21 protein-coding genes, 1 pseudogene and 1 riboswitch are annotated in these 17,438 nt (G+C 68.3%); of the genes and pseudogenes, 9 read left to right on the top strand and 13 right to left on the bottom strand.

The annotated features are described in order from the left end of the window. Positions 1–36: 36 nt before the first annotated feature. Positions 37–534: a hypothetical protein gene (locus DAERI_RS10565; RefSeq protein WP_103129373.1), complete on the bottom strand. Its 498-nt coding sequence runs from the start codon at positions 532–534 to the stop codon at positions 37–39. Positions 535–889: 355 nt separating this feature from the next. Between DAERI_RS10565 and DAERI_RS10560 the strand changes: the two genes are divergently transcribed. Then, a complete protein-coding gene (locus DAERI_RS10560) occupies positions 890–2,101 on the top strand; it encodes a vWA domain-containing protein (RefSeq protein WP_103129372.1) in 1,212 nt (403 codons plus the stop codon). A 101-nt stretch (positions 2,102–2,202) separates the two neighbouring features. Here DAERI_RS10560 and DAERI_RS10555 read toward each other — a convergent pair whose 3' ends face one another. From DAERI_RS10555 to DAERI_RS10505, 11 genes are all read right to left on the bottom strand, one after another. Next, complete coding sequence (locus tag DAERI_RS10555; protein ID WP_103129371.1) at positions 2,203–2,667, bottom strand: DinB family protein; 465 nt, start codon at positions 2,665–2,667, stop codon at positions 2,203–2,205. Between the two features lie 19 nt (positions 2,668–2,686). Further along, entirely contained in the window at positions 2,687–3,073 is a 387-nt protein-coding gene (gene mscL / locus DAERI_RS10550) for a large conductance mechanosensitive channel protein MscL (protein WP_103129370.1), read from the bottom strand. An 88-nt stretch (positions 3,074–3,161) separates the two neighbouring features. Further along, complete coding sequence (locus DAERI_RS10545) at positions 3,162–4,634, bottom strand: DUF512 domain-containing protein (RefSeq protein WP_103129369.1); 1,473 nt, start codon at positions 4,632–4,634, stop codon at positions 3,162–3,164. 276 nt (positions 4,635–4,910) lie between these two features. Continuing rightward, a complete protein-coding gene (gene ribH, locus DAERI_RS10540) occupies positions 4,911–5,375 on the bottom strand; it encodes a 6,7-dimethyl-8-ribityllumazine synthase (protein ID WP_103129368.1) in 465 nt (154 codons plus the stop codon). A gap of 149 nt (positions 5,376–5,524) precedes the next feature. Further along, positions 5,525–6,736, bottom strand: a complete 1,212-nt coding sequence (locus tag DAERI_RS10535) for a bifunctional 3,4-dihydroxy-2-butanone-4-phosphate synthase/GTP cyclohydrolase II (protein WP_103129367.1) — start codon at positions 6,734–6,736, stop codon at positions 5,525–5,527. Further along, the gene (locus DAERI_RS10530) at positions 6,733–7,371 is read right to left on the bottom strand and encodes a riboflavin synthase (protein WP_103129366.1); all 639 of its coding nucleotides are present in this window, start codon (positions 7,369–7,371) and stop codon (positions 6,733–6,735) included. Before DAERI_RS10530 ends, DAERI_RS10535 begins: the two co-directional genes overlap by 4 nt. Then, positions 7,371–8,438 (bottom strand): bifunctional diaminohydroxyphosphoribosylaminopyrimidine deaminase/5-amino-6-(5-phosphoribosylamino)uracil reductase RibD, encoded by a 1,068-nt coding sequence (gene ribD / locus DAERI_RS10525; RefSeq protein WP_103129365.1) that lies wholly within the window; start codon positions 8,436–8,438, stop codon positions 7,371–7,373. The genes DAERI_RS10530 and ribD overlap by 1 nt, the downstream gene beginning before the upstream one ends. A gap of 105 nt (positions 8,439–8,543) precedes the next feature. Further along, a riboswitch (FMN riboswitch) is annotated at positions 8,544–8,762 on the bottom strand. Positions 8,763–8,888: 126 nt separating this feature from the next. Continuing rightward, complete coding sequence (locus DAERI_RS10520) at positions 8,889–9,617, bottom strand: SIR2 family NAD-dependent protein deacylase (RefSeq protein ID WP_103129364.1); 729 nt, start codon at positions 9,615–9,617, stop codon at positions 8,889–8,891. A gap of 49 nt (positions 9,618–9,666) precedes the next feature. After that, a complete protein-coding gene (locus DAERI_RS10515) occupies positions 9,667–10,161 on the bottom strand; it encodes a hypothetical protein (RefSeq protein WP_103129363.1) in 495 nt (164 codons plus the stop codon). 141 nt (positions 10,162–10,302) lie between these two features. Further along, a complete protein-coding gene (locus DAERI_RS10510) occupies positions 10,303–10,827 on the bottom strand; it encodes an RNA 2'-phosphotransferase (protein ID WP_103129362.1) in 525 nt (174 codons plus the stop codon). Between the two features lie 28 nt (positions 10,828–10,855). Beyond that, a complete protein-coding gene (locus DAERI_RS10505; protein ID WP_103129361.1) occupies positions 10,856–11,152 on the bottom strand; it encodes a hypothetical protein in 297 nt (98 codons plus the stop codon). Between the two features lie 37 nt (positions 11,153–11,189). Between DAERI_RS10505 and DAERI_RS10500 the strand changes: the two genes are divergently transcribed. The 5 genes and pseudogenes from DAERI_RS10500 (at position 11,190) to DAERI_RS10480 (ending at position 14,322) form a co-directional block, all read left to right on the top strand. Further along, positions 11,190–11,804, top strand: a complete 615-nt coding sequence (locus tag DAERI_RS10500; protein WP_235610338.1) for a gluzincin family metallopeptidase — start codon at positions 11,190–11,192, stop codon at positions 11,802–11,804. Between the two features lie 61 nt (positions 11,805–11,865). Further along, on the top strand, positions 11,866–12,663 hold the full coding sequence (locus tag DAERI_RS10495) for an IS5 family transposase (protein ID WP_103129360.1): 798 nt from the start codon (positions 11,866–11,868) through the stop codon (positions 12,661–12,663). After that, positions 12,653–13,588: pseudogene (locus DAERI_RS10490) on the top strand (carboxypeptidase M32); the annotation flags it as partial. The gene DAERI_RS10495 and the pseudogene DAERI_RS10490, both read left to right, overlap by 11 nt. Positions 13,589–13,642: 54 nt before the next feature. Continuing rightward, positions 13,643–13,909, top strand: coding sequence for a toxin-antitoxin system HicB family antitoxin (locus DAERI_RS10485; protein WP_103129359.1), 267 nt, complete (start codon positions 13,643–13,645; stop codon positions 13,907–13,909). Further along, positions 13,906–14,322: a TA system VapC family ribonuclease toxin gene (locus DAERI_RS10480; protein WP_103129358.1), complete on the top strand. Its 417-nt coding sequence runs from the start codon at positions 13,906–13,908 to the stop codon at positions 14,320–14,322. The genes DAERI_RS10485 and DAERI_RS10480 overlap by 4 nt, the downstream gene beginning before the upstream one ends. Positions 14,323–14,419: 97 nt before the next feature. Here DAERI_RS10480 and DAERI_RS10475 read toward each other — a convergent pair whose 3' ends face one another. After that, positions 14,420–15,469: a M42 family metallopeptidase gene (locus DAERI_RS10475; RefSeq protein WP_103129357.1), complete on the bottom strand. Its 1,050-nt coding sequence runs from the start codon at positions 15,467–15,469 to the stop codon at positions 14,420–14,422. Between the two features lie 100 nt (positions 15,470–15,569). Here DAERI_RS10475 and DAERI_RS10470 point away from each other — a divergent pair, with 100 nt between their 5' ends. The 3 genes from DAERI_RS10470 to DAERI_RS10460 are packed head-to-tail and all read left to right on the top strand — an operon-like array spanning position 15,570 to position 17,429. Next, positions 15,570–16,412 carry a MerR family transcriptional regulator gene (locus DAERI_RS10470; RefSeq protein WP_103129356.1) on the top strand — a complete coding sequence of 281 codons (843 nt, stop codon included), beginning with the start codon at positions 15,570–15,572 and terminating at the stop codon, positions 16,410–16,412. A 53-nt stretch (positions 16,413–16,465) separates the two neighbouring features. After that, on the top strand, positions 16,466–16,843 hold the full coding sequence (gene paaI / locus DAERI_RS10465; RefSeq protein WP_103129355.1) for a hydroxyphenylacetyl-CoA thioesterase PaaI: 378 nt from the start codon (positions 16,466–16,468) through the stop codon (positions 16,841–16,843). A gap of 40 nt (positions 16,844–16,883) precedes the next feature. Then, on the top strand, positions 16,884–17,429 hold the full coding sequence (locus tag DAERI_RS10460) for a single-stranded DNA-binding protein (RefSeq protein WP_103129354.1): 546 nt from the start codon (positions 16,884–16,886) through the stop codon (positions 17,427–17,429). The last annotated feature ends 9 nt before the right edge of the window (positions 17,430–17,438 follow it).

The following is a 17,438-nucleotide window of genomic DNA, read 5'->3' as shown; positions in this document are numbered from 1 at the left end:
CTTCGGGCCTCGGAGTGCCCTGGGCGGCTTGAGGGCTTACTTCACCTGCACGCGGAATCCCAGGGTCTTCCCGGTTCCGGCGGGCAGCGCGGCGATGGTCCAGCGGACGGCCTGGTACTCGTTGGGCTGCACCTCGACCTCTTTGGTGACGGCCCGGCCGTTCTCGGTGACCGTGACCTTCTTCTTCAGGGGCGCGGGGGCGAAGGTCTTGCCGCCGTCGACGGAGTATTCGGTGCGCACGCCCTCGGGCATGGGGCCGTCGGGGGCGAGGTAGACCATGCCCGCGGGCACGGGCAGCCGCAGCGCGACGTTGGTAAGGGGGCGGGCCGAGACGTTGCGCGCCGTAAGGGTCTGGGCGAGCACGTCGCCGGGGCGCGCCTTCACGTAGTCGGGAATGCGCTTTTCCGTCGTCTTCCCGGCCACGGTCACCGCCTGGACGAGGGCCTGCGAGAGGCTGAGCGTCAGGGGGGAGGCTCCCTGGGCCAGGGCCGCGGCGGACAGCGAGAGCAGCAGGATGGGCAGGTGGGGTTTCACGAACAACTCCTTCGGGGAAAGACCGTGGCGCGGGCTCGTTGCCGCGTCGGCGGACAACTGGAGGCAGCTTAAAGAGGAGTTTCTTACACACCCCTTACCCTGATGAGAAAAGTGTGTGAAGATGAAGGCAGGGAAGCTGGGCCTTTTTCCCCTCAAGCAGCGAAAGAGTCCGTGAGGAACAGCTCTTTCTGGAACCGTTTCCTTAAAGGCAGTTAAAGAAAGGGTCCGGGAGGAAACGGTAAGCGGGGCATACCCCCGATGGGGGTACTCGTCATCTGCGCTTGCACCGAGCGGGGCTGGGTGTTACAAACGCGCCGCCCCTTCCGCGCCATGCTGGGGTACGGAGGTTTCCCCTATGGCCCGTGTCACGCGGTACAGCAAGTTCGAGGGCGAACTCGACCAGCTCGACTCCAGCGAGCTGATGCAGATGATTCAGGAAGCCCTGCTGGGCCAGGGCATGAACGACCCCTACGACCCCGACCCCAACGCGCGCCCCTCCATGGACGACCTCTTCGACGCGATCCTGGAGGCCCTGGCCGAGCGCGGCATGATCCCCGAGGACATGCTCGCCGAGGCGATGGGGGCGGACGATGTGCGGGAAACCCGTTTGGGCCAGCAGATCGAGCGCCTGATGGACAAACTCCAGCAGGACGGCTTCATCCGCAAGGAGTTCGAGGACGGGGAGGGGCAAGGGGGCCAGGGACAGAGCGGCGAGGCCAAGTTCCAACTCACCGACAAGAGCATCGACTTCCTGGGCTACAAGAGCCTGCGTGACCTGATGGGCGGCCTGGGCAAGAGCAGCGCGGGCGCCCACGACACCCGCGAGTACGCCTCGGGCGTCGAGATGACCGGCGAGCTGAAGAACTACGAGTTCGGCGACACCCTCAACCTCGACACGACCGCCACGCTGGGCAACATCATGGGCAAGGGCTTCGACCAACTGGAGGAGTCCGACCTCGTGATCCGGCAGGCGGAGTACAACTCCTCGGCGGCGACGGTCGTGCTGCTGGACTGCTCGCACTCCATGATCCTGTACGGCGAGGACCGCTTCACGCCCGCCAAGCAGGTCGCGCTGGCGCTGGCGCACCTGATCCGCACCCAGTACCCCGGCGACAGCGTCAAGTTCGTGCTGTTCCACGACTTCGCCGAGGAGGTGCCGGTTTCCAAGCTCGCCCAGGCGCAGATCGGGCCGTACCACACGAACACGGCGGGTGGCCTGCGGCTCGCGCAGCAGCTCCTGAAGCGCGAGAACAAGGACATGAAGCAGATCGTGATGATCACCGACGGCAAGCCCTCGGCCCTCACACTGCCCGACGGCCGCATCTACAAGAATGCCTACGGCCTGGACCCCTACGTGCTGGGCGCCACCCTGCGCGAGGTCGCCAACTGCCGCCGCAGCGGCATCCAGGTCAACACCTTCATGCTCGCCCGCGACCCCGAACTCGTGGGCTTCGTCCGGCGCGTGACCGAAATGACCAAGGGCAAGGCCTACTTCACGACCCCGTACAACATCGGCCAGTACGTGCTGATGGACTTCATGACGAACAAGACGAAGATGGTCAATTAGGGGTTAGTGGTCAGCGTTCAGCAAAAGAAGAAAGAGAGAGAGGGCCTGCGCGCGGCGGGCTCTCCCTCTTCTCTTTCTGACTGCTAACCGCTGACCGCTTCCTACCCCATCCTCACGAACATCGGTGGCTTCACGCCCACCATGCGCGCCATCAACCACACCTGGCCCTTGTGGTGCGCCTCATGGGCGATCAGGGCGTCGAGGAGGGCCGAGACGGGCATCTCGCGGCCCCCGAAGGCGGGCACCCGGCGGGCGAGATCCTCGGGCGTGAGGGCGCGCATGACCTCGGCAGCACTCTCGGTGGTGGCAGCGAGACGGTCCCGGGCCTCCTGAAGCGTGGTGCTGCCGCTCCCGGGCGCCGGACGTGCGGGGGCCTGACCCGCAATCATGCCGCTAAACATCTGGCTGCTGCCTGCCAGATGATCAGCCAGGCCGATGAAGCTCATGCCCCCCTCCCATGCGGAGAACCCGCCCTGCTCATCGGGCAATTGGGCGTAGAGGTCCATCAGGGCGCCGCGGTGCGACTGGAAGGTGCGGGCGTAGATTTCGGAAGCAGGAATGGGCATAAGGGCAGGATAACGCCCCTCAACCGGGCCGCCGCCGCAACTCATCCCGGATTTCGGCGAGCAGCTTCTCCTCGTTGCTGGGCTCGGCCACGGCGGGCTTTTCCTCCCGCTTGAAGTAGTCGTTGAGCCGGTTGACCGGCGTGACCACCAGGAAATACAGGATGGCGGCCACGATCAGGAAATTGATGATGGCCGTGATAAAGGCGCCGTAGTCGAAAACGGCCCCGTTGAGGGTGAACGTCCCGCCGACCCTCGCCCCGCCCCCCGTGATCGCCTTGATGAGCGGGTTGATGAAGCCGTTCGAAAAGGCATTCACCACCGTGGTGAAGGCGGCGCCGATCACCACACCCACCGCGAGGTCGACCACGTTGCCGCGCAGAATGAACTCCCGGAATCCCCGCAACATGGTCGAGCTTTACATCTTGGTGAAAAAAGAACAATCGGCGAGGATACGATCCGGTTAGACAACCGGAAAGGCCCGGGGTACAGGCACCTTACGCCTGCCCGCGCCCCTCCTTGACCGCGTGGGCACTCATGCCCCACTGGTGGCCGCTGGAGCGCACGCCCTCCAGGATCACGCGGGCGAGTTCCCCCAGCGTTGCGCCGCCCGCCCGCACGTCCATGCGGAATTCGTTTCGCAGCTCCGTCAGGCTGGTGTCGTCGAGCATGAGTTCGGTGCCGTAGCGCAGGGTGGTCGGCGGAACGATCAGGAGGTCGGCCTCGCCCGGCTTCACCGCGTGGCGGAAGCAGCGGCCCGTCAGCAACCCCGCCACCGTGGTGACCCTCCCGAAGGTCTTGTTCTCGACGGCCCTCACCTCAATCTCCAGCCCCTCGATGCCGCGCAGAGGTTCCACGGCGCGGTCGAGCGACTCGGCGAAGAGCAGGCCGGTGCCCAGGATCACCTTGCGGGGGATGGGGAGGGCGGCGGGCAACTCGGGCAGCCCCTCCGTGAGGAAGTCGCGGATCATGCCCACGCCGTTTTCCAGCATGGGGAAGCCCTCGTACTCCTCCTCGGTGGGGAGGGGTTCGCCCGCGAGCAGGTACAGCTCGTCGGATGGGAAGACGAAGCGGGTGCCGCGCTCGGCCAGGAACTGCTTGCGCCAGCGGTTCAACCGGGCCAGCGTGTCCTGCGCCTCCTCGCGGGTGAAGGTCCGCACGTCGGGCAGATTCTTGCGGTGCCCGGTCAGGCCGATGGGCACGACCGCCGCCGAGATTACGTTGGGGCGGCTGCTCAGGTACTCGACCGTCTCGTCCAGGTGCTCGCGGTCGTTGCGCCCCGGCACGAGGACAATCTGGGTGTAGAGGTCGATGGGCTCCAGCCGCTCGATCATGCTCCTGATCTGCACGGCCTGCGGGTCCTTGACCTTGAGCTTCCACCACTTCATCAGGTCCTGGCGCAGGTCCTGGTTGGCCGTGTGGACCGAGACGTACAGGGGCGAGAGGTTCTCGTCGAGAATCCGGTTGATGTCCCCTTCCGTCAGGTTGGTGAGCGTCACGAAGGAGCCGTACAGGAACGACAGGCGGTAGTCGTCGTCCATGATGTACAGGCTCTTGCGAAAGCCGCGGGGCATCTGGTGGACGTAGCAGAAGTCGCACTTGTTCGCGCACTTCTTGATGCCGTCGAAGAGGACTTCCTCGAACTCCAGGCCGGGGTCCTCCCACTCCACGTCGAAGGTGAAGGTCGGCGCCGCCGGGTCGTAGGCGAGGCGGTGGTGGTCCTGCGCCACGCCCAGCACGCCGCTCAGGACGGAGGGGCGCTCCACCGGGCGGCTGATCTCCAGGGTCGCCCGCCCCTGCGAGAGGCGCCAGCGGTAGGCGAGCACGTCGGTCACGGGTTCGCCATTCACCCGGAGGAGCAGGTCACCGGGTCGCACGCCCGCGCGTTCGGCGGGGCTGCCCGACTCGACCGTTTTGATGGGGGCAGGAAAGACCTGTTCCTGCTCCGAAAGTTGCTGCGCTGCTGTCACGGTATCCCCCAGTCGGGACACGTACGGCCCCGTTCAAACAGGGAAGTTTAACAAAGGGGCGGGGAGGGTGGATGTGAGGCGGCTTCCGCTTCAGGGCCACCGCAACGTCGCCAGGGTGGCACAATCAAGGCCCCTCTGTGAGTCTGGCCCTGCGGGCCGAGGCGGAACCTGGCTCCCCTTCAGGAGAGCTGTCAGCGAAGCTGACTGAGGGGTCGACCCCGGACAGCCTGGCCAAGACTGGGCGTTGCAGTGGCCCCGCCTTCCCCTTTTGCCCCCTCAGCCCACCCGCCGCAGCAGGTTCACCGTCTCGATCATGGCGAGGGTCGCCTCCGCGCCCTTGTTTCCGGCCTTGATCCCGGCGCGGTTGAGGGCCTGCTCGACCGTCTCGGTGGTCAGCACCCCGAAGGCGATGGGCACGCCCGTGTGCAGCGAGGAATTCAGGATGCCGCTCGCCGCGCCGCCCGCCACGAACTCGTAGTGATCGGTGTCACCCCGGATGACGGCGCCCAGGCACACGACCGCGTCGTACCGCCCGGTCTCCGCGAGCCTGCGGGCCACGAGTGGAATCTCGTGCGAGCCGGGCACGATGAAGTGGTCCAGGTTCTCGGTCTTGCCGCCGTGCTGGACGAACGCCAGCTCGGCCCCCTCCACGAGGCGGTCCACAATCAGGTGGTTCCAGCGGGTGGAGACGACGGCGAACTTGAGATCGGCGGCGAGCAGGTTGGCCTCGGTGCGGTTCATGGGGACTCCTGGGGGGATGGGTGATCAAGTTGGGATGCGGAGGATGTGCGGGGAGGGGAACTGGTGCGGCCGGCTCGCGTTCGCAGTTCCCCCGTCGCCCCCTCTCCCCGGCCCTCTCCCACGAGGGGAGAGGGGGAAAAGCCTCGTTGCTACCGGGCTTCCGTGCTGACCTCGCTCCCCAGATGACCGAGTTTCCCGGCTTTGGCAGCGAGGTAAGCCCTGTTGTGGGCGTTCTGACCCACGTGCAGGGGCACGCGCTCCACGACCTCCAGGCCGAAGCCGCTGAGGGCGTGCAGCTTACGCGGGTTGTTGGTGAGCACGCGGAGCTTCCGGGCGCCCAGCAGGTGCAGCATCTGCGCGCCGATGCCGAAGTCGCGGGCGTCGGCGGGAAAGCCGAGTTGCAGGTTCGCCTCGACGGTGTCCGCGCCGCCGTCTTGTAACTCGTAGGCGCGAATCTTGTTCAGCAGGCCGATGCCGCGCCCCTCCTGCCGCAGGTAGATCAGGACGCCCCGGCCCTCCCCGGCAATCGCGCGCATGGCCGCGTCGCGCTGGGGGCCGCAGTCGCAGCGCAGGGAGTGGAAGGCGTCGCCGGTCAGGCATTCGGAGTGGACGCGCACGAGCAGGGGCTCGGGCGTCACCTCGCCCATCACCAGGGCGACGTGTTCGGCCCCACTGAGGGTGTCCTCGAAGCCCACCAGCCGGAACTCGCCGTACTCGGTGGGCAGCCGCGCCCCGGCGACCAGGGCCATAAAGGGGTCGTGCGCCAGGCGGTAGGCGATCAGCGCCTCGATGGAGCCGACCAAGAGGGAGTGCCGCTCGCCGAAAGCCAGCAGGTCGGGCAGACGGCTCATCTCGCCGGAATCATTCATGATTTCACAGATCACCCCGGCGGGCGTGAACCCGGCCAGGCGGGCGAGGTCGCAGCCCGCCTCGGTGTGACCGGCGCGGCGCAGCACCCCACCGGGCCGGGCGACGAGCGGGAAGATGTGGCCGGGGCGGCGGAAGTCTTGGGACCCCGAGGCCGGGTCGATCAGGGCGCGGATGGTGGCGGCGCGGTCGAAGGCGCTGATGCCGGTGGAGTTGCTGACATGGTCCACGCTGACGGTGAAGGCAGTGCCGTTGGGGTCGGTGTTCGCGCCCACCATCGGCCTGAGGTCGAGTTCGCGTGCCCGCTCGGGGGTCAGCGTGACGCAGATGAGCCCCCGGCCCTCACGCGCCATGAAGTTGATCCACTCGGGCGTCGCGGCCTGCGCGGGCATCAGGAGGTCGCCCTCGTTCTCGCGGTGCTCGTCGTCCACCAGGATGACGGGGCGACCCGCGCGCAGTTCGGCGAGGAGGTCGGGGATGGAAGCCAGGCTCACCCGCCCACCTCCGCCCTCTCGCGCATCGCCAGCAGGCGCTCGACGTACTTCGCCATCTGGTCGGCCTCCAGGTTCACGCGTGTGCCGGGCCGCCACCCGCCCAGGGTGGTGACCTCCAGGGTGTGGGGCACCAGCCAGAGGGTGAACTCGTCGGGCGCGAGGTCGGCGCGGCTTCCCGCCGGACCCCCCACGTCCACGACGGTCAGGCTCACCCCGTCCACCGTGACGCTGCCCTTGGGCACGAGGTAGCGGGCGAGGTGCGGGGCTGCGCGCACCCGCAGGGTGTAGGCGCCGGGTTCCCCCCGCACCTCCAGAATCTCGCCCGTGCCGTCCACGTGCCCGCTCACGACGTGCCCGCCGAAGCGGCCCGAGGCGGTCATCGCCCGTTCGAGGTTGAGCCGCGCACCCTCGTGCCAGTTGGGCGCCGTCTTGTTCACCGTCTCGCGTGAGAGGTCCACGGTAAAGCCCGCCTCGTCCCAGCCCGTCACGGTGAGGCAGGTGCCCGAGCAGGCGATGGACTCGCCGAGCGCGAGGTCCGTCCACATCCGCTCCGGCGCGATGGTGAGGGTAAGGTTGCCTTCCTGCTCGGCGGCGCGGGTGACGTGCCCGACCTGTTCCACGATTCCAGTAAACATCAGCGTTCTCCCAGGGCGCCCGGGACTTCCAGGCGCGGAATATCGTTCAGCAGACCCGTGACGAGGAGGTCCGGGCCGAGGGCTTCGAGTTGCACGTCACGCAAAGCCCGGGCATCCGTCATGGAGTACGCGGCGTTGTTCAGCGGCGGCAGGCCCGCGCCGAGGAGCTTGGGGGCGATAAAGGTCCGCACCTCGTCCACCAGACACTCGGCGAAGAGGCTGGACGCCAGGCGCGGCCCGCCCTCCAGAAGCAGGCTGGAAAGGTCCAGCTCCCGCAACTCGCCCAGGGCGTCCGGCAGGGCCTCGGCGCGGACGATGACAGCTCCGACCTCTTCCAGGTGGGTTGTTTCGGCACCGGGCGACGTGACGATGATCGTGCCGGGACGGAGGGCACGGGCCGTTACGGGGGTGCGGGCCTGGCGGTCGAAGATCACCGGTCGCGGATCACGCCCATCCTTGATGCCCCGAGTCGTGAGGGCAGGATCATCACTCAGCACCGTGCCGATGCCAACGGCGATGGCGTCCAGCTCATTCCGCCACTGCATGACCCGCGCCCGACTCTGGGCCGAGGTGACGGCCCCGCTCCCCTCCCCCACCGCCGCGACCTTGCCGTCGAGCGTCATCGCATACTTGTAGACCACCCAGGGGCGCCCCCGCGTGACGAGGGAGCGAAACCCCGCCTGCTGGCGCACGGCCTCAGGCTCCTGCACGCCGACCGTGACCTCAATGCCCGCCGCCCGCAGCCGCTCCACCCCCCGCCCGGCGACCCGCGGGTTGGGGTCGAGCGCGGCCACGACGACCCGGGCGATGCCCGCCGCAATCAGGGCGTCGGCACAGGGGGGCGTTCTCCCGAAATGGCTGCACGGTTCCAGGGTCACGTAGGCCGCCCCGCCCCGCGCCCGCTCGCCCGCCCCGCGCAGGGCGAAGACCTCGGCGTGGGGTTCGCCCGCCCGGGGGTGGAAGCCGCGGCCCACGACCTCTCCCCCACTCACGATTACGCAACCGACGGGGGGATTGGGGGCGGTGCGGCCCAGGCCCCGCGCGGCCTCCCGGAGAGCCTGGGCCATGAAAGCGGCATCCGGCCCAGTCGGAATCTTCCCCACCCGTTCACCGGGCGGAGCATTCTCTTCACACATACGCTGTCGCCACCCGCCGGGGAAGGCGAGATGACGTTCCTCCTTCTCTCATCCGGACTGTGCCATCGACCTCAGGCTCGGGGGCGGCCCCTCGCCTTTCTGGACACGTCGACGTGCCTCTGCCTCTGGTATACCGTCGGCCCCCGAGTTTCACGGGATCGGGCCTGCGCGGGCTGCAATTTGCGCGGGCTTCGCGGGCTGAGGCTCTGCGCCATCACCGCCGGTGGGGAATCTCACCCCGCCCCGAAGGAAGCGGCCCACCCAGGGAGCAGGCCGGGTTCAGGCTAGCACCGCTGCCCAGCCCCAAAGCATTTGACGAAAGAACAGTGTCCTGCTGAGCCCTTCGCTCCGCTCAGGGTGACAAGTCTTCTGTCAACTGCCCTACGGTTCCATCAATGCCGCCAGCCCCCGCGAGGCCACATCGCGGACGCTGAAACTCAGGTAGGGCGTGAGTTCGGTTTCCTCGGGGTTAACCTCGATCACGACGCCACCCTCCCGCCGCGTCTCCAGGGCGAGGCCCGCCGCCGGGTACACCACGCCGCTCGTGCCGACAATCAGGGCCACGTCCGCCTCCTGAAAGGCGAGGGTGGCGGCCTCCAGGGCGTCCTCGGGCAGGAACTCCCCGAACCAGACGATGTTGGGGCGCATCCGGGACCCGCAGACCGGGCAAGTGGGCGGGGGGGTGAAGTCCTCTGGCGCCGGGAGGGGCACGACCGTCCCGCACAACTCGCAGCGCGCGGTCGTCAGGTTGCCGTGGAGTTCCACCAGCCGCTCGCTCCCCGCCCGCGCGTGCAGGCCGTCCACGTTCTGGGTGGCGAGGAGGAAGCCCTCCCCCTTCCCGCGCTCCAACGCCGCGAGGAGGTGATGGGCCGCGCCCGGCTGCGCCCGGGTCACGTCGCGGTAGCGGCCCGCGTACCACGCCCACACCGTCTCCGGGTCGCGGTGGTAGGCCCCCGGGCTGGCGAGGTCTTCCGGGCGAAAGCGCGCCCAGTGTCCCGTCTGCGCGTCACGAAAGGTGGGGATGCCGCTCTCGGCACTCACGCCCGCGCCGGTCAGCACGGCCACGCGGCGGGCGGAACGCAGGGCGGCGCGGGCCTCTTGCAGATTCATGGGGTCAGGGTAACGCGCGGCCCAAGGGCCTCCGCCCCGAGCTTCACCCTCACGGCCTCGTGATGCCGCGCATATACCGGAAGTACACCCACAGCATCAGCGCCTCCAGGCCCGCCGCGCCCAGCGTTCCCAGCAACGCGCGGGCCGGACTCTCCTCCTCCTGGAGGGTCGAGAAGACCCAGAAGATCGTGAGGACCGGCAGGAAGCACAGGCCGATCATCGAGAGCAGCCCCAGGACCACGGCGATGTACGCGCCCGCCAGGTACAGCCAGTACCCGGAGGTGTCCAGGCGCCCAAAGTCGGGCAAGGGTGGCAGGTTCGGGTGGGGGGAACCGGGCGGGCGATGCCCCCGGGTCAGCCTCAGGCACCGCCACGCCCACCCGGCGCACAGGCACAGCCAGACCGGCACGAACAGGGCGTGGGTGATGCCGATCACCAGCTCGAAGAAGCGGCGCTGCCCGGGCGACATGGCGGCGAGGTCGCGCTCGATCCGCTCCCTGCGCGACAGCCCGGAGGACGTGGAGACCCGTGACGACCTGAGCATCTTGCTTCCCTTTCCGCGGAGGGCGCGCCCCGGATGCCCGACCTCCTGCCCCGCGCGAACCCGCTGGCCTGAACTTTCCCAGACCATCAGTATGGGTGGGCCGCCCGGGGTGGGATTGTCATGTGGGTCGCCGGGGAGAACTCAGAGGTCTTGCGGAAACACCAGGAACTCCGGCGGCACGGCCTCCACCAGCCATACGCCGTTCGCGCTGAGGAAAAAGACGTGACCGGCGGCGTGCATCTCCCCGGCCCGGACCTCCAGCACCACGGGAGACCCACGCCGGGCGCCGACCCGCCGCGCCGTCTCCCGGTCGGGCGAGAGGTGAACGTGGTGGCGGTTCATGCGGCGCAGCCCCTCGCGGTGGATGGCGGGCAGGGCCGCCGGGTGCGTGCCGTGGTACAGCGTCGCGGGCGGCACGGCGGGCGTCAGGTCCAGATCAACCCGGACGCTGTGGCCCTGATTCGCCCGGATGCGCTCGCCCTCCAGGGAAAACCGCTGCTTGTTGTTCGTCGCCACCACCCGCTCCAGCCGCTCGCGGGGAACGCGCAGGGAACGCAAGACGGCCTGAACGGGAGCCCATCCCCCCGGTTCCAGCGTCACACCCATTTTCTCGGGCGCGTGGCGCAGCAGATACGAGAGGCGGCGGGAGAGCTGTTCGTCGGTCATGGAATCAGTGTGACGTGGGAACTTGGCCTCAAGGCAGGCGGTCGAAAAGCGTCCGCCCCTCCGCATCCAGCACGCGCAACCAGTCCGGGAAGACAAAATAGCCGCAGTGTTCGGTGAAGACGACGATGGCCCTCTTCACCGGATCGTGGAGGAAAAAGGCATAACGAAAGGTGGCGTGCGAGCCGTCTTCAAAGAAGAAGTTCAAGGTTCCGTTGAAGTCCCGGACGTTCAGACCCCGTGCCCGTAGCTCCTCCTCGGAACGTCCCAGCTTGACCGCCAGAGGGATGGCGTCCTCGTTCAACAAGTGGCGGAAAGGCGGGGGCATCCGCTGACTCTACCCCTTCCCCGGTTAAGCTGAGGGTGTGACCCCAACGCAGACGGACACGGCCTGGACTGACCTCCAGACCCGCTTTCAGGAACTCGCCGATCTGGGCGGGATCGGTTCCTTGCTCGGCTGGGACCAGAGCACCTACCTCCCGGCAGGGGCGGCGGCGGGGCGGGCGCGGCAGCAGGCCCTTCTCTCGCGGCTGCGCCACGAGCGGGCGACCGACCCGGCCTACGGGCGACTTCTGGACAGCCTGGCGGAAAGGGACGACCTCTCCCCCGCGCACGCCCGCACCCTCGCCGTGGCCCACAAAAATTTCGAGGAGGCGACCCGCTTCCCCTCGGAGTTCGTCGCCGAGTTCAGCCGCCACATGGGCGAGAGCTACGCGGCGTGGACCCAGGCGCGGCCCGCGAACGACTTTGCCCGAATGGTGCCGCACCTGGAAAAGACGCTGGACCTCAGCCTCCAGTCGGCGAGCTACTTCCCGGAGTTCGCGGACCCGATGGACTACTTCATCGACCAGTCCGACGAGGGCATGACCGCCGCGCAGGTCGGGGAGGTGTTCTCGGCCCTGCGCGCGGCGCTCGTGCCGATGGTGGAGGCGGTCACCGCCGCCCCCCCGCCCCGCACCGACTTCCTGCACCGCCACTAGAGGCTGCCAAGGACAGGGTTGAACTTTGAGGGCGAGAGTTTGGGCAGGGCAGAATAGGCGGGTGAAGCGGCGAGGTTACCCGAGTGACGTAGACGACGACACCTACCTGTTTTTGCTCCCCTACCTGCTGCTCAGTCCCCAGGAGGCAAGGCAGCGGAAATACGGCATTCGAGAAGTCCTGAATGCGCTGCTCTGGGTGGCCCGCACCGGGGCACAGTGGGCCTACCTGCCCCACGATTTCCCGCCCGCGGAGACGGTGCGCCAACAGGCGCACCGCTGGTTTGCGGCTGGATGTTTCGAGAACGCCGCCCACGACCTGCGCCTGCTCTCCCGCGTCGAGCGGTCAAGGAATGGGGAGCCGACGGCCATCATCATCGATAGTCGCACCTTGCAAAGCACACCCGAGAGCGGGCACCGTGCAGGTTTCGACGGCGCCAAGAAACGAAAAGGGACGAAGGTACATCTGGCCGTGGACACCCTGGGACACCTGCTGGCGGTGCTGACCACGCCAGCCAATGAGCAGGATCGGGCACAGGTCTTTGACCTGTGCCTGGAGGTGCAGGAAGCCACAGGGGTGAACGTGGAAGTGGCGTTTGCCGATCAGGGCTACACCGGACAGCGCACCGCCCTGGAGGCGACCGAGGCGGGAGTGGAACTGGTCGTGATCAAACGTCCGGAGGCCGCCAAAGGCTTCATCCTGCTGCCCCGACGCTGGGTGGTCGAACGATCTTTCGCATGGCTGTCGCGCTTCCGCCGCTTGGGACGCGATCTGGAGCGGCTGCCGTCCACCCTGGTCGGCTTCCATTTCCTGGCCGCCTGCGTTCTGCTCTGTAACAACCTCAAACCACTTTTTGCATAGCGTTCTTGGCAGCCTCTACCCGGGGCACCAGCAACTCGCCTTCGGGGAGAGCGTGATCCGCGACTACGGGTACGACTTCACGCGCGGGCGGCAGGACCTGACGCACCACCCCTTCATGACCCGGCTGGGCGAACACGACCTGAGGATCACGACCCGGGTGAAGGAGGACGACCTGGGCGAGGCGCTGTACTCCACCCTGCACGAGTCCGGGCACGCGATGTACGAGCAGGGGGTGGCGGAGGAGTTTCTGGGCACCCCCCTGGGCGGCGGCGTCAGCGCGGGGGTCCACGAGAGCCAGTCGCGGCTGTGGGAGAACCTCGTCGGGCGCAGCCGGGCCTTCTGGGCCGCGTACTTCGGCAAACTCCGCGACGCCTTTCCCGAGGGACTTGCGGACGTGACGGAAGACGAGATGCACCGCGCCGTGAACACCGTCGCCCGCTCGCTGATCCGCACCGACGCCGACGAATTGACCTACAACCTGCACGTCGTCACCCGCTTCGAGCTGGAGCGCGAGCTGCTCTCGGGCCGCCTCGCCGTGCGCGACCTCGCCGACGCCTGGCACGCGGCGTACGAGGGGAACCTGGGCCTGCGGGCACCCAGCGACGTGAACGGCGTGTTGCAGGATGTCCACTGGTACTTCGGGCGCATCGGGGGGGTGTTCCAGGGCTACACGCTGGGCAACGTGCTGAGCGCGCAGTTCTACGCCGCCGCCGAACGCGCCCACCCCGGGCTGGAAGGCGACATCGCCCGCGCCGACTTCACCCGGCTGCACGGCTGGCTGCGGGAGAACGTGTACGCGCCGGGCCGCCTCTACACCCCCAACGAACTCGTCGAGCGGGCGACCGGGCAGCCCATGACGGTCGAGCCTTACCTGAAATACCTGCGGGAGAAGTACGCGGCGCTGTACGGGGTGGCCCTGAGTTGAAGCAGACGTGAGGGGAGACAGTTTGCTGTCTATCTGTCGGAGGTAGACTGATCCATGCAAACGACCCTTAGATTGGACGACGACCTGCACCGCCGAGCCAAGATGGAGGCGGCCCGGCGGGGCATTACCCTCACCCAACTGGTGGAGGAGGGATTGCGAATGCAGTTGGAGCAGGCCCCCGCTGTCTCCAACCGCCCTCTTGTCGAGCTGCACACCTACACCAGCCCCGAGGGCTTCAACCTTTCCCCTGAAGAGATCAAGGCGATGATCAACGATGACGGCGAGCAACTCGCCAAGCTCGGACTGCCCCGACCCGAATGAGCTATCTCCTTGACGCCAACGTCTTGATCTGCGCCTTCCAGACAACCCAGCCGCACCACCCCGCCTTTTATCGCTGGCTGAGACAGGCTCTGACCGATGGGGAAACCCTGTACTCCACCAGTCTCAACGAAGTCGCGCTGGCCCGCATTTCTACCCGGGTGTACAACACTCCACCGGAAGACGTGTTCGAGTTCCTGGCCGATCTCCACGCCCAGCCCAGTTACCGCCTCCTCGAACTCGGCAAGGCGGGCCTGAGCCGCTGGCGGCAACTGGTCCTCGACCTCAATCTGCGCGGCAACGATCTGAACGATGCCTACCTTGCCGCGCTCGCGCTGGAGCACCGGCTGACGCTGGTGACGGCCGATCAGGGCTTCGCACGCTTTGCAGGGGTGCGGGTGTTCACGCCCACCTGATCGCCACAAAGCCCCAACCCCTCCAGGGACGAAGACCCCCGGCGGCACGGGCATCAGGGCAGCCTACAGCTCACAGCTTCGGTCCGGTGAAGGCCTCCTACCGCACGTGCGCCAGCATCAGCGCCGCCGTCGCCCGCAGCGCGTCCGTGTGGGTACGCTCGTAGGCGTGGCTGGCGTCCACGCCGGGGCCGATCAGGGCCACCGGGTAGTCGCCCCCCGCCCGCCACGCCGCGGTGCCGTCGGAGGAATAGTAGGGGTAGAGGTCCACCTTCAGGTCGAGCCCCGCCCGCCGCGCCGCCTCCCGCAGCCGGTTGCCGAGCGCGTGGTCGTACGGCCCCCCGCTGTCGGCCACGCACAGGGTGACGTGGTGCTCGCTGCTCGTCTGCCCCTCGCCCACGGCGGCCATATCCACCGCGATGAGTTCGTCAGTGCGGGGCGGGATGCCGGTCGCGGCCCCGTGCCCGACCTCCTCGTAGGTGGTCACGTGGAAGGCGACGGTGTGGGCGGGCGGCGTCCCCAGCAGCGCCCGCGTGACGCCCACGAACACGGCGACGGCGGCCTTGTTGTCGAGGTGGCGGCTCTTGAGATACCCGGCGTCCGTCAGTTCCGCGCGGGGGTCGAGGCTCACGAAGTCCCCCACCTCGATCCCGAGTGCCCGCGTCTGCGCGTCCGACGACGTGCGGGCGTCCAGCCGGACCTCCATCACGGCCTGCTCGCGCTTCAGGTCGCGCAGGGCCGAGCCGTGGACGTGGGTACTCTGGCGGGTGTTCACCACCGTCCCGGTAACCACCCCGCCCGCCTGGGTGTGCACCCGCACGTACTCGCCCTCGATGGTGGCCCAGTCGTACCCGCCGAGCATCGCCAGCCGCAGCCGCCCGCACTCCTTGATCTCCTTCACCATCGCGCCCAGGGTGTCCACGTGCCCGCTGAAGGTGGTGTGGGGCGCCCCCGCCGTTCCCGCGACCTCCCAGGTCAACGCCCCCTTCTTGCTGCGGCGGTGCGGCACCCCGAGCGCGTCCAGCTCCCCCTCCAGCAGGCGCACGGCGGCGTCGGTAAAGCCCGTTGGGCTGGGCGTGTCCAGCAGCCGCAGGAGGAGGTCCGTGGTGTACGGGAGGTCGAACACCGCAGGGGCGGGGGAAACGGTCATGGGGGCATGATAGCCACGCCGCACGGCCCTTGACCCTGCCCCTGGGGCAGAGCGCACACTGCCCCTACCTATAGGGACAGCCTCCGGGGGTGACCGCAGCATGACCGACAACAGCACCGCAGACACGCCCACCAGCCTCACCATCGGCGCGTTCGCGCGCGCCTCGCGCCTGAGCCCCAAGGCCCTGCGGCTGTACGACGACCTGGGCCTGCTGCCCCCCGCCCGGGTGGACCCCGCGACGGGCTACCGCTACTACGCCCCGGGCCAACTCGCCGCCGCGCAACTGATCGCCCTGCTGCGGCAACTCGACCTGCCGCTGAGCGAGATCAGGAGCTTGCTGGACGCCCCAGCCCCCGAGCGGGCGGCGCGGCTGACCCAGTGCTGGGGAGGACTGGAGCGGGCGCACGGGCGGCGGCGCGGCCTGGCGCAGTACCTCATCGAGAAACTGCAAGGAGAGACGGAGATGACCATTACTTATGAGGTTCGGGAACGGTTCGTGCCTGCCCAGCGCATGGCGACCCTCTCGCGGCGGCTGTATGTGGCCGACCTGCAAGGCTTCATCATGGAGTCGTTTGACACCCTGCACGCTCTTGTGGGCGCGCAGGCGGCGGGTGCGAGCCTGGTGATCTTCCACGGCCAGGTGAACGCCGACAGCGACGGCCCGGTTGAGGTATGTGTGCCTTTCAGCGGAACCCTGACCGTCCCGGAGAAGGTGACTGTACGCGAGGAACCCGCCCACCAGGAGGCCTACGTCACCCTGACCAAGGCCCAGTTCGTGTTCCCGGACATCCTGCGGGCCTACGACGCCGTGTTCGAGTACGCGCGCCATCACGGGACTTCGGGCGAGTTGCACCCCCGCGAGGTGTACCCGAGGGACTGGAACACCCTGGGGGAGCACGACCCAGCGGGCGACGTGGCCTATCCGTTCGTGCCCCGGGGCTGAGCCTCGCTCCCCTGCCCCCGGCCTCCCCCGGCTGGGGGCGTTACCCTGCCGCCATGAGCTACGCGGACACTCTGGGGATGCGGGTGCTGGAGGCCACACCGGAACGCACCCGCGTCGCCCTGACCGTGACCTGGGGCGGCCTGAACATGCACGGCACCGCGCACGGCGGCCTGCTCTTCAGCCTGGCGGACGAGGCCTTCGCGGTCATCAGCAACCTGGAGGCGCAGGCGGTGGCGGTCGAGACGCACCTGAGTTTCTTCCGGGCGGCGCGGGAGGGGGAACAGCTCGTCGCCGTCGCCACCCCCGAGCGGGTGGGCCGCACCCTGGCGACCTACCGGGTCGAGGTCCGCCGGGGCGAGGAGGGCGAGGTGCTGGCCCTGTTCCTGGGCACGGTGTCGCGGCGGAAGAGGACGAGTTCCTCCTCCCCCTGAGCCCGCCTTTTATGTTATGTTATTTACGTAAGGAGGCATGATGCTGCATATCGAATTCATCACCGACCTGGGGGCGCGCGTCACGGTGGACGTGGAGAGCGCGGACAAGCTGCTCGACGTACAGCGCCAGTACGGCCGCCTGGGCTGGACGAGCGGCGACATTCCCGTCGGCGGCTACCAGTTCCCGCTGGAGAACGAGCCCGACTTCGACTGGACCCTGATCGGCGCGCGCAAGTGGACCAACCCCGAGGGCGAGGAGATGATCCTGCACAAGGGCCATGCCTACCGCCGCCGCGAGTTGGAGGCCGTGGACAGCCGCAAGATGAGGCTGCCCGCCGCCGTGAAGTACAGCCGGGGCGCCAAGAACACCGACCCCGACCACGTGCGCGAGAAGGCCGACGGCGAGTTCGAGTACGTGACCCTCGCCATTTTCCGCGGCGGCAAGCGCCAGGAGCGGTACGCCATTCCGGGGGGCAGCCGTCCGGCCGCCCAGCCCAGCGCCCCCGCGCGTCCGGCCGCGGCCCGTCCCCAGCCCGCCGCCCGGTCTGCCCCCGTCGCGGTCGCGGAAGAGGAAACGCCGTTCTGAAGAAGGTCT

The organism is Deinococcus aerius, from assembly GCF_002897375.1.
GTDB lineage: Bacteria > Deinococcota > Deinococci > Deinococcales > Deinococcaceae > Deinococcus > Deinococcus aerius.
This window is presented reverse-complemented; position numbering and strand designations above follow the sequence as displayed.

Bases quoted from the DNA above. Each gene is read 5' to 3' on its own strand.
- paaI (WP_103129355.1), top strand. From the start codon at position 16,466: ATGAGCTACGCGGACACTCTGGGGATGCGGGTGCTGGAGGCCACACCG.
- DAERI_RS10505 (WP_103129361.1), bottom strand. From the start codon at position 11,152: ATGCCCCCGCCTTTCCGCCACTTGTTGAACGAGGACGCCATCCCTCTG.
- DAERI_RS10460 (WP_103129354.1), top strand. From the start codon at position 16,884: ATGCTGCATATCGAATTCATCACCGACCTGGGGGCGCGCGTCACGGTG.
- DAERI_RS10485 (WP_103129359.1), top strand. From the start codon at position 13,643: ATGCAAACGACCCTTAGATTGGACGACGACCTGCACCGCCGAGCCAAG.
- ribD (WP_103129365.1), bottom strand. From the start codon at position 8,438: ATGGCCCAGGCTCTCCGGGAGGCCGCGCGGGGCCTGGGCCGCACCGCC.
- DAERI_RS10470 (WP_103129356.1), top strand. From the start codon at position 15,570: ATGACCGACAACAGCACCGCAGACACGCCCACCAGCCTCACCATCGGC.
- DAERI_RS10515 (WP_103129363.1), bottom strand. From the start codon at position 10,161: ATGCTCAGGTCGTCACGGGTCTCCACGTCCTCCGGGCTGTCGCGCAGG.
- DAERI_RS10560 (WP_103129372.1), top strand. From the start codon at position 890: ATGGCCCGTGTCACGCGGTACAGCAAGTTCGAGGGCGAACTCGACCAG.
- DAERI_RS10520 (WP_103129364.1), bottom strand. From the start codon at position 9,617: ATGAATCTGCAAGAGGCCCGCGCCGCCCTGCGTTCCGCCCGCCGCGTG.
- mscL (WP_103129370.1), bottom strand. From the start codon at position 3,073: ATGTTGCGGGGATTCCGGGAGTTCATTCTGCGCGGCAACGTGGTCGAC.
- DAERI_RS10530 (WP_103129366.1), bottom strand. From the start codon at position 7,371: ATGTTTACTGGAATCGTGGAACAGGTCGGGCACGTCACCCGCGCCGCC.
- DAERI_RS10555 (WP_103129371.1), bottom strand. From the start codon at position 2,667: ATGCCCATTCCTGCTTCCGAAATCTACGCCCGCACCTTCCAGTCGCAC.
- DAERI_RS10510 (WP_103129362.1), bottom strand. From the start codon at position 10,827: ATGACCGACGAACAGCTCTCCCGCCGCCTCTCGTATCTGCTGCGCCAC.
- DAERI_RS10480 (WP_103129358.1), top strand. From the start codon at position 13,906: ATGAGCTATCTCCTTGACGCCAACGTCTTGATCTGCGCCTTCCAGACA.
- DAERI_RS10475 (WP_103129357.1), bottom strand. From the start codon at position 15,469: ATGACCGTTTCCCCCGCCCCTGCGGTGTTCGACCTCCCGTACACCACG.
- ribH (WP_103129368.1), bottom strand. From the start codon at position 5,375: ATGAACCGCACCGAGGCCAACCTGCTCGCCGCCGATCTCAAGTTCGCC.